This window comes from Pseudothermotoga sp. (assembly GCA_025060105.1).
In the GTDB taxonomy this organism is placed as follows: domain Bacteria; phylum Thermotogota; class Thermotogae; order Thermotogales; family DSM-5069; genus Pseudothermotoga_A.
The window spans coordinates 87,638-104,349 of sequence record JANXCS010000006.1 but is presented as its reverse complement, the minus strand read 5'-3'; the positions used below and the strand labels follow the sequence as shown (position 1 = coordinate 104,349).

Annotated in this window: 14 protein-coding genes; 5 read left to right on the top strand and 9 right to left on the bottom strand. The window is 44.8% G+C overall.

The features are described 5' to 3' along the window. Positions 1–12 precede the first annotated feature (12 nt). From NZ875_06990 to NZ875_06980, 3 genes are read left to right on the top strand one after another with little or no spacing between them, the layout of a single operon-like run. Positions 13–1,380: a Do family serine endopeptidase gene (locus NZ875_06990; protein ID MCS7175483.1), complete on the top strand. Its 1,368-nt coding sequence runs from the start codon at positions 13–15 to the stop codon at positions 1,378–1,380. 45 nt (positions 1,381–1,425) lie between these two features. Then, entirely contained in the window at positions 1,426–2,076 is a 651-nt protein-coding gene (locus NZ875_06985) for a hypothetical protein (protein ID MCS7175482.1), read from the top strand. Between the two features lie 14 nt (positions 2,077–2,090). Next, positions 2,091–3,920, top strand: a complete 1,830-nt coding sequence (locus NZ875_06980) for a PEGA domain-containing protein (GenBank protein ID MCS7175481.1) — start codon at positions 2,091–2,093, stop codon at positions 3,918–3,920. Positions 3,921–3,944: 24 nt separating this feature from the next. On the opposite strand, the gene NZ875_06975 is transcribed toward NZ875_06980, so the two are convergent. The 3 genes from NZ875_06975 to NZ875_06965 form a co-directional block, all read right to left on the bottom strand. Further along, positions 3,945–4,592, bottom strand: coding sequence for a CBS domain-containing protein (locus NZ875_06975; GenBank protein ID MCS7175480.1), 648 nt, complete (start codon positions 4,590–4,592; stop codon positions 3,945–3,947). Positions 4,593–4,613: 21 nt separating this feature from the next. After that, complete coding sequence (gene rmuC / locus NZ875_06970) at positions 4,614–5,723, bottom strand: DNA recombination protein RmuC (GenBank protein MCS7175479.1); 1,110 nt, start codon at positions 5,721–5,723, stop codon at positions 4,614–4,616. A 69-nt stretch (positions 5,724–5,792) separates the two neighbouring features. Beyond that, positions 5,793–7,028, bottom strand: coding sequence for an S-layer homology domain-containing protein (locus tag NZ875_06965; GenBank protein MCS7175478.1), 1,236 nt, complete (start codon positions 7,026–7,028; stop codon positions 5,793–5,795). 187 nt (positions 7,029–7,215) lie between these two features. Here NZ875_06965 and NZ875_06960 point away from each other — a divergent pair, with 187 nt between their 5' ends. Continuing rightward, complete coding sequence (locus NZ875_06960; protein ID MCS7175477.1) at positions 7,216–8,127, top strand: alpha/beta hydrolase; 912 nt, start codon at positions 7,216–7,218, stop codon at positions 8,125–8,127. Between the two features lie 32 nt (positions 8,128–8,159). Beyond that, a complete protein-coding gene (locus NZ875_06955; protein MCS7175476.1) occupies positions 8,160–9,323 on the top strand; it encodes a serpin family protein in 1,164 nt (387 codons plus the stop codon). Here NZ875_06955 and NZ875_06950 read toward each other — a convergent pair. Genes NZ875_06950 through NZ875_06925 form a run of 6 tightly spaced genes read right to left on the bottom strand, consistent with a single transcriptional unit; the run spans position 9,320 to position 16,702 of the window. Beyond that, on the bottom strand, positions 9,320–10,285 hold the full coding sequence (locus NZ875_06950) for an ATP-binding cassette domain-containing protein (GenBank protein ID MCS7175475.1): 966 nt from the start codon (positions 10,283–10,285) through the stop codon (positions 9,320–9,322). The two genes, NZ875_06955 and NZ875_06950, sit on opposite strands and share 4 nt — an antisense overlap. 2 nt (positions 10,286–10,287) lie before the next feature. Beyond that, complete coding sequence (locus NZ875_06945; GenBank protein ID MCS7175474.1) at positions 10,288–11,262, bottom strand: ABC transporter ATP-binding protein; 975 nt, start codon at positions 11,260–11,262, stop codon at positions 10,288–10,290. Between the two features lie 9 nt (positions 11,263–11,271). Then, positions 11,272–12,210 (bottom strand): ABC transporter permease, encoded by a 939-nt coding sequence (locus NZ875_06940; protein ID MCS7175473.1) that lies wholly within the window; start codon positions 12,208–12,210, stop codon positions 11,272–11,274. Between the two features lie 5 nt (positions 12,211–12,215). After that, positions 12,216–13,202 carry an ABC transporter permease gene (locus NZ875_06935; GenBank protein MCS7175472.1) on the bottom strand — a complete coding sequence of 329 codons (987 nt, stop codon included), beginning with the start codon at positions 13,200–13,202 and terminating at the stop codon, positions 12,216–12,218. A 3-nt stretch (positions 13,203–13,205) separates the two neighbouring features. Beyond that, the gene (locus tag NZ875_06930; GenBank protein MCS7175471.1) at positions 13,206–14,570 is read right to left on the bottom strand and encodes a M14 family zinc carboxypeptidase; all 1,365 of its coding nucleotides are present in this window, start codon (positions 14,568–14,570) and stop codon (positions 13,206–13,208) included. Between the two features lie 41 nt (positions 14,571–14,611). Continuing rightward, positions 14,612–16,702: a peptide ABC transporter substrate-binding protein gene (locus tag NZ875_06925; protein ID MCS7175470.1), complete on the bottom strand. Its 2,091-nt coding sequence runs from the start codon at positions 16,700–16,702 to the stop codon at positions 14,612–14,614. Positions 16,703–16,712 lie beyond the last annotated feature (10 nt).

The window sequence follows — 16,712 nt, the reverse complement described above, 5'->3', positions numbered from 1 at the left end:
GAGGTGTTCGCTGTGAGAAAACTGTTCGTGGTGTTGAGCCTACTTGTGGTGGTAGTTTCAACTTTTGCACTGCTCAATCCGGATTACCAGAGCCCCATCGTCGCAGTGGTTGAGGCCTGTGCACCAGCTGTGGTCAAAGTTGAAGCGGTGAAGACTGTCAGCTCACCGTATTTCGATCCATTCATAGAGGATTTCTTCAGACGCTGGTTCGGTTACTCTCCGTTCGGAGGAACACAGCGCACCACGAGTATTGGCTCTGGCTTCATCTTCGACAAAGTTGGCTACATACTCACCAACGAACATGTCGTGAGTGGTGCTGTCGAGATCACTGTAACACTCCTGAACGGTTCTACTTACAAAGCTGAGTACATCGGTGGAGACGCAGAATTGGACATCGCTGTTATAAAGATCAACGCTGAAAAAGAACTTCCAGTGCTTGAATTTGGTGATTCGGACAAGGTCAAGATAGGTGAATGGGCCATCGCGATTGGTAATCCTCTTGGTTTTCAACACACAGTCACCATAGGCGTGGTGAGCGCTACTGGAAGGAGGATACCGAAGCCAGATGGATCGGGTTACTATACCAACCTCATTCAAACGGACGCGGCGATCAACCCAGGTAACAGTGGTGGACCTCTTTTGAACATACACGGTCAAGTGATAGGTATCAACACGGCGATCATCAATCCACAGCAGGCAGTGAACCTTGGTTTCGCCATACCCATCAACACGGTGAAGCGTTTCATCGATCAGCTCGTTCAAACTGGTAAGGCTCAAAAAGCTTTCCTCGGCGTCAGAGTGACCACCGTGACCAACGAGCTCGCCAAAGCGTTGGGATTGAAGGTGAACAAAGGTGCCTTGATCGTACAGATCCTGGGAGGTTCACCGGCAGAAAAGGCCGGTTTGAAGGAGAACGACGTGGTCATCAAGTTCGATGGGGTCGATGTGAGCAGTGATGCTGAACTCGTTTCACTCATACACAGTCGTGTGCCTGGAGAAATTGTGGAAATCGTCGTGAACAGAAACGGAAGAGAAATGAAGTTCAGTGTCAAACTCGGTGCCTCCACTGACGAACAAACACAATCGGTCACTGCTGCAAGAGAATTCGCCGGACTTGTGGTGGGTGAAATAACCCCATCTGACAGAGAAACTTACTCCATAGCTGCATCTGTGAACGGTGTGATCGTAAGACAGAACAAAGGTTCACTTGGCTTGCAACCAGGCGATGTGATCGATCAAATTGCGGTGAGCGGTCAAAGATACACCATAAAGTCCACGAACGATTGGAACGAAGTGGTGGGAAAGATCAAAAAAGGAGATTTCGTAGCGATCTTCGCCATCAGAAAGATGGCCAGGCTCGTTTACAGTTTCACATACTGAGAGGCGCGATCGCGCCTCTCAATTTTAACCTATGGGGGTGATGGTATGAAGGTAAAAAGAAACGTCCTGTTGATCATTGTTACGGCGCTCGCAGCCTTATTGATCTACTCCTGCAGTACACCGATAGCACTTCCAAAGTATGGAACACCTCTGAACATAGTTGAAGCAGGCCCAGTGAGAAACTCTAATCTAGAGGATCTTTCAAACTGGTGTAACAACGTTCGAACAGACACCATATTGCTCTGGTATCCAAGTTCAGCACTGTTTAGTGATCGTGGTATAGAAAGTGTGACCCCAAATGATAGGTATGCATTTTTGAACAATGAATTTGTTGGTAGTTACGATACATATTCGAACCTTCAGAATGTCAAAGAACAGATCCGTGATCGGGTCGAATCTATCACAGGTGGTAATTTGAAGCTCCGCTTAGAGCCGAACGATCTTTTTGGTACAACGTGGGACTTAGTGATCGGCGTAGGAACACAAGAGAAAGTGTTAATTACTCCAAACAGTGGTTATGTCTTGGTCCAATTCATCAACGAAAATGGTGTTTATAGAGTTACAAGCGCCGAATTTAGAACAAACTGGCAGGATTTGACAGTACCTAAGAATATATCTTCATCTCAGCTGAGGGGTTTTGCCTTTTTCAAGATTGAAGGTGGAAAAGTTACAGCGGCACGTGTGATTGAGCCGTGAAAGGGGGGATTTGGATGAGCAAAAAGGTTTGGATTTTAATTTTGGTTTCACTGATCGCAACAATGAGCTTTGCAGAGATGCAGCTTAAAAACATCATCATTGTTCCAAAACCTAGTGAGCTTGAAGTGAGAGTTTGGCTCAATAAACCTGAAGGAGCGGTCTATCAGGTTGGAGAATCGATCAACATCTTTTTCAAAGCCAACAAGAGTTGTTATGTGGTCATTTACGATATTCGACCCGATGGAAAGATCACGCTTTTGTTCCCGAACAGGTACGATACGAACAATTACATCGCACCGAACGTCACTTACAAGCTTCCCATCTCGACAACCTATTCTCTCAAAGTTTCACCACCTGAGGGTAAAGAGTTCATTCAAATCATCGCTAGTACCAGCTATATCCCCATCATCCAACAATTGAGAGAGCTCGGTACCACCCAAACTTTCCCAGAACTCACGACCGATCCAGAAAATTATGTTCAAAGACAGATCTTGCCATACCTCACCGGTGAATGGGCGAGCGATATAACTTATTTCTACGTTGGCAGAGCTCCGAGAACAGGTGTCGTTCAACTGGAATCTAACCCAACTGGCGCATACGTGTATGTTGATGGAAGATATCTTGGAAGAACTCCAGCGCGAGTCGAGCTCGATGAGGGTCAACACTTCGCCACCTTCTATCTACAAGATCAAGTCATAGTTGAAACTTTCTTCGTCACCGAAGGAAGAACAATAGTTGTAACAGCAAACTTTCTGAGAAAGACTATGCTCAACATCCAAACAACACCACCGGGTGCGCAGATCTATCTGAACGGTAGCTACGTTGGTGTGAGCCCACTGCAGATCGAAGTTCAACCTGGTACGCACACGATCCTCGCCACCAGACCAGGATACGAACCAGAGCAAAGATCGGTCACCATTGCCCTGGGTGAGACCAAAACGGTGAGCATGGCGCTCAGTCCAGAAAGAGCCACGTTGATCGTGTTCACGAATCCCATAGGAGCATCGATCTACATCAATACTCAATATAGAGGAACCACAACATCGGCAGGTTTGAGTCTTTCATTGACCCCTGCCACCTACAACATAGTCGCCAGAATGAGTGGTTATCAAGATGCTTCTGTGACGGTGACGTTGAGCCCAGGTGAGACAAGATCAGTCACGCTCAACCTTGCTCCCGCTGTGAGAAAAGGAACACTCAACATTTTCACCAATCCAGCTGGCGCCTCGATCTATGTGGATGGAACTTACGTTGGAACCGCAAGAGCGACAGGACTTTCAGTGCAAGTTGATCCAGGTCCACACACGATCATCGCGACGATGGATGGCTATCAGGATACGACGGTGACGGTGAGTGTGGCTTCCGGTGAGACCAAGAGGATCGATATAACATTGCCACCGATCGTCAGAACCGGCTTTTTGCTCATTTATACTACTCCACCGAACGCTTCAATTTACGTGAATGGAAGGTACGTCGGCGTTGCAGATCCATCAGGCTTGAGAGTTGAAGTCGATGCCAACATTGTACACAGAGTCGTTGCGAGTCTGCCGGACTATGAAGATGCCTCAACGGAAGTCCAAGTTACCCCGAATGAAACAAAAACTGTGAGGTTGACACTTGAACCTGTCAGCAGGATCGGTACTGTAAGCATAAGTAGCTCGCCTTCCAACGCACTCGTTTACATCAACGGTTATTTGAAAGGTATCACACCGCTCAGAATCGATCTTGACTATGGAACTTATCAACTTGTGGTGATCAAAGGCGGTTACTACGCAGAAGTTCTCACACTGAAGGTGGATAGAAAAACCGTCAATGTCTCCGTCACGCTCAGACCGATTCAGTAAATCTGAAGGGGGCTCATGCCCCCTTCAATCTTGTCTCACATCGATGATGGAAACGTTTGGAATACCCTCTAACAGTTTCTTTTCGAAGCTTTCTCTGTTCAACGAAAGTTTGACCTTCACAACGACGTTGTACTCTTGATCCGATTTTTCATACGTGCTAACGGCGATCACATCTGCCCCACATTGATACATCAAATTCAAAATTCTTGCGAGGATGCCCGGAACATTCTGAACTTTGAAAACGTATCTGAAACCTTTTTCACGAGCTCCCAACATGTTGATGAACATTTTGAATATGTCAGTCTCAGTGATGATACCAACCAACTTCTCTTCTTCCATCACCAAAAGTGAACCTATTTTTCTGTCTGCCATGATCTTAGCAGCTTCTTCTATCGGTGTGTTCGGGTGCACATGGACAACGTCTTTCTTCATGATTTGTTTGACCTTCAGTTTACCGAGCAGCGTGGTGAGCTCCCACACGTCCAAAGTCGTCGCCTGAGATGGAGAGGCCTTCAATAAATCTTTCTCAGCGACGATACCAACGACTTTGTCATCTTTGACCACAGGAAGTCTCCTCACACCCTTAGTCCTGATGATCTCCATCGCTTCGTGAAATGTTGCTTCCGGAGATATAGTGATGACGTTCGTTGTCATGATATCCTTGACGAACATGGTTAAACCTCCCTCCTTGGATCAACTTTCCTCAACATTTTGTTTTTCCAATGTTTCTTGGAAATCTTCGAATCTCTTGGCCTTTGCTATATTTTCTCTGATTTTATCAACACTCGATCGTATTGAATCGCTAGATTTCGCAATACTGTCGATTTTCTTCTCAATTTCCGCAAGAACTTTCAGCAATCCATTCACAAGTTGTTTGTATCTTCCAACATCTCCTTGCTCTTTGAGCTGAAGATATCTTTCAGCTATCGTGTGTGCCACGAAGAAAACATCTTTATAACCACAAAGATAAACATTCGATCCTCTGCCGATATTCATGAGCTCTGGAGCAATATCCAATGCCGCATCTGGCACCACCAATATACAACTATCGATGGTGTTGTGACAGTTCTGATATTTCTTGACACGTTCGATCTCTTTTTTGAGTTTATCGGATATCAACTTTCGATAGGATTCTTTTTCTGAAATGTCAGCCTTCTCAAGTTGTTCGATGATCTCCTCAAGCTCCGGTAGTTTTGAATCTATCGGAATGTACTTTCCATCCCCCAAATCCCAAGCAAATTCGACCTCACCGTTTCCAGTTTTCAAATTCGTCTTCACAATCCCAACCTTTATCGATTCTTTCATGACCTCTTTCAAAATGTTTTCTCCAGTTCGACCACGCGTTCTTGTACCTGAGATAGTTTTCACGAATTCTTCTATCGTTCGCTTTACATCTTGTAACTGTGCATCTCTTCTTTTTTCTATCTCTTCCTTGCTTTTTCCTTGTTCGATCAGAAACATCTCTACATGCTTTTGCTGTTGTTCCAAGAAAATTTTGATCTGATCAACTAATTGTTTTACTCGTTTTTCCCTCTCACTCTCGGTCACTTCAGTTCGAGTCTTTAACTCTTCGAAGAGTTTGTAGATGTTAGTAATAGTTTCAGTCAATCTGTTAGTCTTTTCATCTTCGAGCTTTTTCTGATATTCCCTCCAGCTTCTCAACTGTTCAAGTTCAGCCTTGAGATTAACTATATCTTGCACAACATCGTATTTCGTTCCCACTCTCGATCTGAAGATATGAACAGTCCAAAGCACCAACAACACCGTCCATGTGAACAAAACTGCAAACCATACAGCGATCATACAACCTACCCCCTCGACAAAAAAGGACCCCAAACGGGGTCCTTTCACACCACGATTAGATTCAAAAACTCATTGCGCTCCGCCGGCACCGGCCATCATCAAACCGATGATTCCAAGGACCGCACCAGCTGCTCCAACGATTATACCTATCAAACCCATGTTGTAAGCATCGCTGATCTTCTTGGATAGATCAACCGTCGTAGCTTCGATGTCGCTCATCCAAGGTTTAGAGTCGATCTTTTTGGATAGGTTCGCAATGTTCTGCTCGTTCTGCGACACTTTCTGACTCAGTGAAGTCATCTGGCCAGCCAACGTCCCAACGTTACCTTCGAGAATACCCACTTTCTTTGCTGCGCTCGTTGCTTCAGCGACATCCTTCTTCAGTTTCTCGACGTCCGTGACGAGTGAAGCAACTTGACCTTCGAGCAAGGACAACCTCGCATCGAGTTGACGAGCGGTTGTGTCCAATGCTTTTCTGAGACCATCCACATCGGAAGCAACCTTTGTTTCGAGCGCTGCAACACGACCTTCAAGATCAGATAGACCTTTTCTCAGTGTTGTGAGAGCCTGCAGGTTTGATTCCACTCCATCGACTCTCTTGGACAGCGCCGTTAAGTCCGCCTTCGTCGAGTCGAGCGATTTCGACAGAGCATCTATCCTCGAAGAGAGTGTATTGGAAAGTGAGTTGAGTTTACCATCGATTTCGCTCACTTTCGCGTTGACCGCATCGATGGAGCCTTTGACTTGCGACATAATCTGTGCAGAGATCTGAGCCTGTAGTTCAGAAACACTCTTCTCAACTGCAGCTACTTTCGAGGATAGTTGATTGTACATCGTCATCATCTTGCTTTCAGAAGCAGCGATCATGGTTGGCAAGTCCCTTCTTACCTGAGAGATCTCAACTATAGTGGATTTCAAATTGGAAATTTCTGCCAAAACAGTTTGAAGAGTTTGATCTGTGACAGCCAACTGTTCCCCTTGTCTTTGAGTCCTGTTTATAGCTGTGCTGACTAGATCTTCCAGAGCAGATATTCTTCTCAAAGCATTCTGTAGATCAGCTGGAGATGCAGTTGAAATCCGCTTCGTGAGATAGTCTATGAGCTTTTTGAGTGCGACTGCGACTTGGTAGCGAGTCATCGGGTTGTTTCCCTGAAACGTACCATCAGGCATTCCTGAGATGATACCGAGCTTGGCAAGCTCAGTCACAGCTTCATATGCCCAGTGGTTCACAGGCACATCGGAGAACGCTTGTGCAAAGATCAAACCCGCAACGAGTACCATGACTAAAATGAACGCTTTCTTCATCCACCTCACCTCCAAGAACAATTCTTTCTTGAATTATATTACCACAGCAATGTCTGTTTTTCGGACTGATTCGCTAAACTCTATTTCTCAAAGAGAACAGTGCATTCTACCGGCTGTGTTTGGCCGAAATTTCGTTGAACATATTCATGAGTTTGCTGGTCTTGAAGTTGGAGAATGGAGGGATAAGATGAAAGCGTTTCTATTGTGGTCTGTGGTTTTCTCCGTGATCTTTTTACTCTCGATAGACCCTTTGAAAGCGGTGGAGGGAGAAAAGTTTCTCGATCGATCGCTCTACGATTTTGAAACTATCGACGGTTTAAAAATAGCTTACCAAAAGGTGGGAGACGGACCTGAGGTTTTGATCCTGATCCACGGTTTTATGGGTAACTCGACGAATTTCGAGTATCTTTTTGATCTGCTGAGAAACGATCTCACATTGATCGCCGTTGACTTACCAGGTTTTGGGTTGAGCGAGAAAAATATCAAAAAACCATTGTCAAGAAGGTACATGGCACAAACAGTGGCAAAACTGGCTGAAAAGCTGAATTTGGATCATTACCATGTACTCGGTCATTCGATGGGTTCAGAAGTCGCAATGTGGTTGGCTTTGGATGATCCAGCCAGAGTGAAATCCTTGATTTTGCTCGACAGCCCAATATGCCTTTCTGAAAGAAATTCTATTCCAAACAACATCTTCACGAAAGTCGGTTTGAGACTCATCTTTATGAATTACAATTTCCAGAAAAAAGTTTTCAAAGATATGCTGATAAACGAGCAGAACTTCGATGAGAAATATTTTCTGAAGAATTACTACCTCGCCTATCAAACCCCCATGGAAGTCATCTTCAATTTGGCTGAAAATCAGGATACGCCTCAACTCAGAGAAAACATTGGAAAAATTTCCGTTCCTACGTTCATCATTTGGGGGGAGAAAGACGAAGTGACCCCTTTGAAGAGTGCAGAATGTTTACTGAGTGCTGTCAAGGCCAAACTTTTAGTGATACCGGATGCAGGACATCTACCGATGATCGATCAACCTCACGCTGTGGCCAGAGCGATTGAAGGTATCATTTTCTCATCGATTTCTAATCGACCGTGAATTATCTTATGATTCGGGAGGATAGAGAACACATGAGAAAAACTTGGTTGCTGCTTGCAAGTTTTTTGTTGCTCGGTCTCTGTTTTGCAATCGACGCATCAGATTCGGTGAATCTCTTTGGAATCGATCTGTACAAAACGTTGGCGAGTAAGGATGGAAACATTTTCTTTTCTCCGTTCAGTTTGAGCACAGCCTTGGCCATGACATATCTAGGTGCAAACGGTAAAACGGCGGAACAGATGGGTCAAGTGCTTCATTTCAAAGAGAATGTAAACATCCATGAAAGCTTTTCGAAACTCATCGCTTCACTCAATGAACCTTCACAAAATTACAAGCTTTCTGTTGCTAACGCGTTGTGGTTGCAGAAGAATTATCCATTGCTCCAATCTTTTCTCGACGCGGTGGAAAGATACTACAAGGCACCAGTCAACATCGTAGATTTTGTGAATGAATTAGGAAATTCTGTTCGAAAAATCAACGCATGGATCGAAGAAAAAACCGACAAGAAGATCAAAGATATGATCACAGAAAACGATGTGGATAGCTTGACCAGATTGATCCTCACCAACGCCATTTATTTCAAAGGTGTATGGGAAGTTCCATTCGATCCATCACGAACCGAGAAGGATCTTTTCTATATCGATGAAACCACATCTGTAGAAGTGAACATGATGAAATTGACGGCTATGTTCAAATATTTCGAAGATGAAGAGGCGCAAATCTTGCAGCTTCCATACGCCGGTGGGAGATTCTCCATGGTGATCGTTCTACCAAAGAAGAGCGTGAAATTGAGCGACGTTGAAAAAAGATTTTCACTTCAGAAGTTGATGCACTGGTTGCAGAGTCTCGAAGTCCTAGAAGTACAAGTATATTTGCCGAGGTTCAAAGTGGAACAGCGATTTTCCCTGAAGGAAGTTTTAACGAAGATGGGCATGGTGGACGCGTTCACCGATTCTGCTGATTTTTCCAAAATGGACGGAACTAAAATGCTGAAGATCCAAAATGTCATCCATCAAGCTTTCGTTGAAGTGAACGAAGAAGGAACGGAGGCAGCTGCCGCAACGGCTGTGATCATTGGGATCAAGATGGGCCCAAAAATTCCCATCATTTTCAAGGTTGACAGACCTTTCTTGTTCTTCATCTATGAAAAGTCTAACAACGTCATCCTGTTCATGGGGAGGGTGATGAAACCTTAATATAAGAAGCATGCTACGCGGTGTGAACCATCGACAGCCTTGAGCTCTGGCGGCTGTTCCAAACACACTTTCATGGCATACGGACATCTTGGAGCGAAAAGACACGCGTTCGGTGGGTCTATAGGAGAGCTGATCTCACCTTGGATTGGTTCTACGATGTGCAATTTCCTCAATTTCGGATTGGGTATAGGGACAGACGATATGAGCGCTTTCGTATAAGGATGCAAAGGCTTGGAGAAGATATCATCGCTTCTGGCTATTTCTACAATTTTTCCAAGATACATAATGCCTATTTTGTCGCTGACATGTTTCACAACAGCAAGATCGTGTGCGATGAAAAGGTAAGTCAAGCCGTATCTCTCTTTCAAGGACATGAGTAAATTTATTACTTGCGCTTGGACAGAGACATCGAGTGCCGAAACAGGTTCGTCGCACACAAGGAGCTGTGGTTTCAGTATGAGTGCTCTAGCTATGCTTATTCTTTGCCTCTGACCACCTGAAAATTCGTGAGGATATCTCATCAAATGCTCCGGTCTTAAACCAACTTCGCTCAGTACTTGCAGTGCGAGCTCTCTTTTTTCCTTCAGTGCGTATTGTGAACCGAGCCCTTCCGTAACGATTTGAAAAACAGTGAGTCGTGGGTTCAACGAACCGTAAGGGTCTTGAAAAATCATCTGTATCTTCTTTCGATACGGTTGAAACTGCTTTTCACTCAGTTTGAATAGATCCACTTCTGCGGTATCGTCGTAAAAAATCACCTTACCTGAAGTTGGTTCGTAGATACGAACGATCAATCTTCCCAGCGTTGTTTTTCCACAACCAGATTCACCAACCAGGCCAAAAATTTCACCTTTCGTGAGATCGAAAGAAACGTTGTCAACGGCTTTGAGGTAAGACTTTCCTAGAAGACCTCTCTTCAAAACGAACCACTTGCTCAACTTATCGAGCTTCAACAACATCATTATCATTTTCCCCCAACATCGTAAAGCCAACACTTCACTTCATGGTCAGGATTGACTGCGATCCTACGGGGTGGTTCTTGTGAACAAATGGGCAGTTTTTCTGAGCATCTCGGGTGAAAACGACATCCTTTGGGATACCTCATAGGATGCGGCACCACACCTTCTATGGAAATGAGTTTAGATCTACCAGGTTGATCTATTTTTGGTATGGCTCTCAAAAGTGCCTTCGTGTAAGGATGAAGAGGATTTTCAAACAAATCGAATACATTCGATTTTTCGATCACTTGACCTGCGTACATCACTACGACTTTGTCGCACATTTCAGCAACCACGGCAAGGTTGTGTGTGATGAGTAAGATCGATGTTCCAAAATGCTTTTTCAATTCGAGCATGAGCTTGAGAATCTGTGCTTGTATGGTGACGTCAAGGGCAGTGGTTGGTTCATCTGCGATGAGCAATTTCGGCCGACATGCCAGTGCCATCGCTATCATGACCCGTTGTCTCATCCCTCCAGAAAACTGGTGTGGATAATGTTTAAACCTTCTCTCTGGTTCTGGTATCTTGACTTTCTTGAGCATATCTATGGTTTTCAATTCCGCTTCTTCTCTCTCTAACCTTTCGTGCAACTCGTATACCTCCTGGATTTGCCATCCTACGGTGAAAACTGGGTTGAGCGAAGTCATCGGTTCTTGGAATATCATCGCTATATCCTTTCCCCTAACTTTGTAGAGCTCTTCTTCGGAGAGAGATATCAAATCTATCCCGCCGAACCAAACGTGCGATTCGGTATCGATGAAAGCGTTTTTCGGGAGCAATCTAACGATCGAATACGCTGTCACAGTTTTGCCACAACCAGATTCACCAACGAGTCCCACCACTTCGCCTGTGCTCATCTCAAAGCTCACGTCGTCAACTGGGATTATCCTCCCAAAGTTGGTCTTGAAGCCGACTTTCAACTTTTCGACCTTCAAAAGCACTGTATCACCTCAGATTTCGCTGACGAATCTAGGATCGAGCGCATCTCTCAATCCATCTCCCACAAAATTCACACTCAAAACCGTTATGAAAATCATGAAACCTGGAAAGAAAATGAGCCACCATGCAATACGACCTGTCACCGTCGGCGTCAGTATGTAGTTCATGGCCCTTTGAAGCATGTTGCCCCAAGAAGGTGTGGGCGGTTGAATTCCAAGTCCAAGATAACTCAACGAGGATTCACTAAGAATAGCATAGGAGAGGTTCAAGGTCATCGAGACGATGGTTATTGGTACGACGTTTGGTAAGATGTGTTTGAAAAGCACTTTAACTTTGCTAGTTCCGAGCACGCGAGCTGCCATTATGTATTCACTCTCTCTGAGAGACAAAACTACTCCCCTCACTAACCTTGAAACGCCCATCCAACCAAAGATAGAAAGAACGATTATCGTGTTCTTCATACCCGGTCCAAAAACCATGGTGAGGATAAGGAGCACAGGGAACAAAGGTATAGAAAGCATCACATCAACGAATCTCATCAAGAGTCTGTCCAGAAGGCCTCCGAAGTAACCAGAGACCAAACCTACAGCGAGTCCTAAAGCTGTCGAGATCAAGGAAGCTGCAAGACCAACGATCAGTGAAATCCTACCACCATACATGAGCCTAACTAGCACATCTCGTCCAAGCTCATCGGTACCGAAAGGATGTTCTTTCAAAGTGAACGGTGGTCTAAACCTGGCTAGAAGGTTCATATCTTCGTAAGATAAATTTGTGAACAGAGGCCCTACGAAACTGAAAAACATGACGAATATCAAGGAGAACAGACCAAACATGGCGAGTCTGTGCCTCAAAAACTTCCGTTTGACTAATTGCCAATACGTTCCAATCAGTACAGGTGAGTCTGCGTTCTCCTCGATCTGCTCTATTCTCTTCTTGATGGGCAAGATCATCAAAATCACACCGCCTTTTCACCGAGTCTGATTCTTGGATCGACAACGGCGTAGAGCACATCAGCAAGCAAATTGCTCAACAGCGTAACAATGGCGATGAACATGAGACAGTTTATTGCCAAATTGTAATCGCTCGCCAGCACGGCTTCGTAGATCAACCTACCCATACCTGGCCACGCAAAAACGGTTTCGATTATGAGTGCACCTCCAAAAAAGTAAGGTATGTCCAGTGCTATGATCGTTATGATCGGTATCATTGCGTTCCGAAGTGCGTGTTTCAACACTACTCTACGCTCATTCGCACCTTTAGCATAGGCAGTTCTTATGTAGTCTTGATCTAGCACTTCGAGCAAGGCAGTTCTTATGTATCTAACCCAGTAAGCTACCTGCACCAAGCCGAGGACTAGTGAAGGCAGTGCGAGGTGCTTCAACCTGTCGACAAAAACATTCCAAAAACCTGTGACACCGTAGGTTTGAACACCTGAGATTGGGAACCACTTGAGCCACAAAGAAAAAACTATGATGCCCATCAAGGCGAACCAGAACGTCGGCAGAGAAATACCTACGAAAGCAAGTACTGTGAAGAAATAGTCGAAGAAAGAATATTTTCTCAAGGCTGAATAGATTCCTATCGGAAAAGCGACGATCAAACCTATGAGCCAAGCGGTGATCGTTAGGAGCAACGTGTGTGGTAGCCTTTTCAGAATTATCTGTAAAACAGGCTGTTTGTACATGGAAGAATAACCCAGATCACCCTTCAAAAAACTGATCAACCAGAACACATACCTTATCGGTAGCGGATCATCCAAGTGATAATACTTTCTCAACTCTGCTATCCTCTGTGGATCTCTCAGAACAGCCCTGGGATTTTCCATCCTCGCATAGAGTAGGGGATCGCCTGGCATGGCGTTCAAGATGATGAAGACGATGAGTGAGATCAAGAAGAACACGGGTACGAGCTCTATCATTCTTACGATCAAATAGCGTTTCATGCTTTACCTCCGCAGGTTCTGAACATAGTCAGCTGTGTACAACCCCGCGAGGAGCTGAATCGCAATCAAATGTTTTATTGGGATGGCTCGATAGTTCAAGTTTTTTTCTAGATATTCTATCTTTTCATCAAAATTCGTATCGATAATGCGCTTTCTTTCTAAAAGATGTTCATCTTGCTTGATGTTTAAAGCCTCATTGTAGAGCCTGCGAAGCATTCCCAGCACTAAACACTGATAGAATACCGTTACACACGTACTGTCGAAGACCTCTGCCACCGTGGCCCTCCTCAACAGTTGTTGGTCCGTCTCTATCCAGTTCCTCTCGGCTTCGAGATGCTTAGGACCGGTTTCAACGTAGTTTTTCAGCGTTTCGCAGAATGGAGAAAAGCTGACATCTACCTTACTCAGACAGAGCTCAAAGTTTTCCTTGACGAACTCCAAGTTTTGCTTCGATCTTTCCCAAGATATGAGCCTCGATTCTTTTCTACTCATATTCGTTTCAGAAGTATCTTCTATTCTTGGATCATAATAGTATGGTACTTCACACACCAAAGAAAAGGTATCTGCTATTCTGCTAGCATATTCGTCAGAACTCGCTCCAGCTTTTATGATCATGGCTGGATCTACGTTGGAATGTTTTTCCAAATAATCGTACTCTTCCGTGATAGGAGAAAGTTTGTAAACGGCTCGAGCGAAAGCTTTCAAGTACGGTACTTCTGGTTCCCCTAGGGCGAGTGGTACCCCAAATTCATGAGGAATCCGATGAAAATTTTCATAGAGGTTTGGGGCATCATCCGAGATGTAATAGTACACACCTCCGAACCCCGCGTTGTGGAGTGAGTACATGAAAGATGGTTTATGCTTTTCGATGAGTTTCATGAGCACCTGTGTTTCTGGCAATGGGTTGTGGAAATGGAGCGTTTTGTAATCGACAGGAAACGTCCATTCCACTTGGAGATATCCAGGTGGTCTATAGAAATGCTCAGCGTAGGATCTTATAGATTGTGGATTCGAAAACCAACCTTCGTTCAGTTTAGTACCGTCTGGATCTATCACTTTCACGATGTACCAGGTGTAATCGAAATGGTTTCTCAGATCCTCATTCACGGTGAGTTCCTCACAGAGAAAATCTAGCATCATAGCACCTATAGGTTCGTTGGGGTGAGGACAGCCGAACAGAAGGGCTGTCTTTGAACCTTCACCTATTTTGATGACCTTTATTGGATGACCTTTCCTCGAGTACCCTCCCACAAAGACTTCAACTGTTTCAGGATGGTGCCTCACAAGATCATCGGTGTGCTGATCAAATTCTTTGACCCTGAAGAATCTCTTGTAATCTGGGATCTTCTCGATCAATTTTTCAAACACCGACCTTCCCCCCTGAAAAAGGGGTGGCCCTGTGCCACCCCTCAGCGTTGTTCAGTGTCGATGTACCAGTTGTAAATGATCCATCCAAGACCGCTATCATACGTGGAATTGAAACTCTTTATGTATTTCTTAGCAAAATGTGGGGTAGGATCAGAAATGAGTGGTAGAACTGGTAAATCGTTCGTCCAGAGTGCGAAATGTTCTTCGTAAAGTTGTACCCTCTTCTTGTAATCGACTTCCTTAGCCATCAGTCGCATCAATTCATCGTTCCTTGGATTAGACCAACCAGTGTAGTTGGTTCCACCCCAGTTGTTCTCTTCAGAAGGAATCATGTCGCTACCCCAGTAGTTCAACGCCTCATCGCTCACCCCATATCCCCAACCGGTGAGCCACGCGTCGAACTTACCCATGGGAGCTTCTTCCCAAATCACCAACGGCGGTTTCAATTCTATTTTCATCGAAATGCCAACCTTTTTCAACATCGCTTGAATGAGCTGGGCCATCAACTCCGTCTGTGGGTTACCTGCTCCAGCGATCATCGTGAACTCAAAGATTTTTCCATCCTTTTCGAGTAAACCCTGTCTGTTCTTCTTCCATCCAGCTTCTGTGAGCAACTGCTCAGCTTTCTTTGGATCGTACGGATACTTCTTTATCTTGTTGCTCTTCAAAGCATCTCTCATGATGTGAAGCTCGGTGATCCACGTATCTACTATCCGACCAAGACCTTGGAAGACAACTTCGTTAAGTTGTTGCCTATCGATCGCATACAGCATGGCTTGCCTGACTCTAACATCTGAGAACAGTGGGTGTGGTTTGGACAGATCGTTTGGATCTCTGAAATTCAAATCCAGCGTCCAAAGTGCCACGTTGGGTGTGAAGTAAACGTTGAAGATGTCACCTTTCTCTTTCTGAAGTTGCAGACTCTGCTGCAAATTGAGTGTGTATCTTCCAAAATCGATCTCGCCCTTCAGAGTAGAAGCGAATATCACGTCTTGATCTGGTATGATTTTCATGACTATTCGATCGATGTTTGGTCTACCCATGTAGTATCCATCAAAAGCTTCCAAAACTATGTATTGGCCTTCGACGTACTCTTTGAACTTGTAAGGACCAGTCATGATCGGATTGAACATAACTTTCTGCACGAATTCATCCCACTTGCCAGTCGCTTTAGCCTTTTCGAAATCTTCTCTGAAGATGTGCTCGGGTAACTGGAACCAACCGTAGTAATACGCATAGACTGAGGAACCAAGCTCCATGCCAGGTACCGGATGTGGCAGATGTATCGTGAAGGTGTAATCATCTATGACGTCCACACGTTGGACCAATTTTTCAAAATAGTTCGATGTGATGGGTGCATCTGAAATCATCACTTCCCATTGGAATTTGGCATCGCGTGCCGTTACAGGATGACCATCGTGCCACTTCATACCCTTCCTCAACTCAAAGGTTATGCTCACCGATCCGTTTGGATTGATCTTGATCAAACCATTTTCTAAACTTGGAAGTCTTTTGATCATCCTTGGATGATAGAACCCATTGTCATCGGTTCCGGTGTAGCCATCACCAATGATGTTGCATATAGTCCAAGTCAAACCAGAGGAAGTGAAGAGCGTGTTGAAACCTTTCGGGTTAGCTACAACCGCCGTCGTTATTGTTCCTCCCCGCTTCGGTGGATAAAGGGCCATGTAGAAAGATCTTGCAGCCTCGGCTTTCGTGATGGGCGAGAAGGGTTCGAGCAGGTGTCCATAACGATAATCCAAAAGTTGTCTGTCACTTCTGAATGCGAGGGTGAATGCTCCGACCGATTCTGGTGGAACTTTATCTTCATCGTTGGCGAGCGTGCATATTTCTTTGAATTTAGCTGCCTCTTGTTCAAGACCGAGTACCTTCACCAAAATCAAGATGAAATCTTTCCTCAGAACAGGTTCGGAACCCTTTTTGACCAAGTTTTCTTTACCCGGGAATGCCTTCGCTACCGCCGCTCGAAATTCATCGTAACTAAGAGGCGAATCGTCGATCTTTTGCAAAATTCCGAGTTTTTGAATCACAGGCGCAGCTTCCTGAAGACTGATTTGCGCAAAGATCGTGCAGGCAAGCAGAGTTAGCACCAAGAAAGGTACTTTTTTCATGTTTTCACCC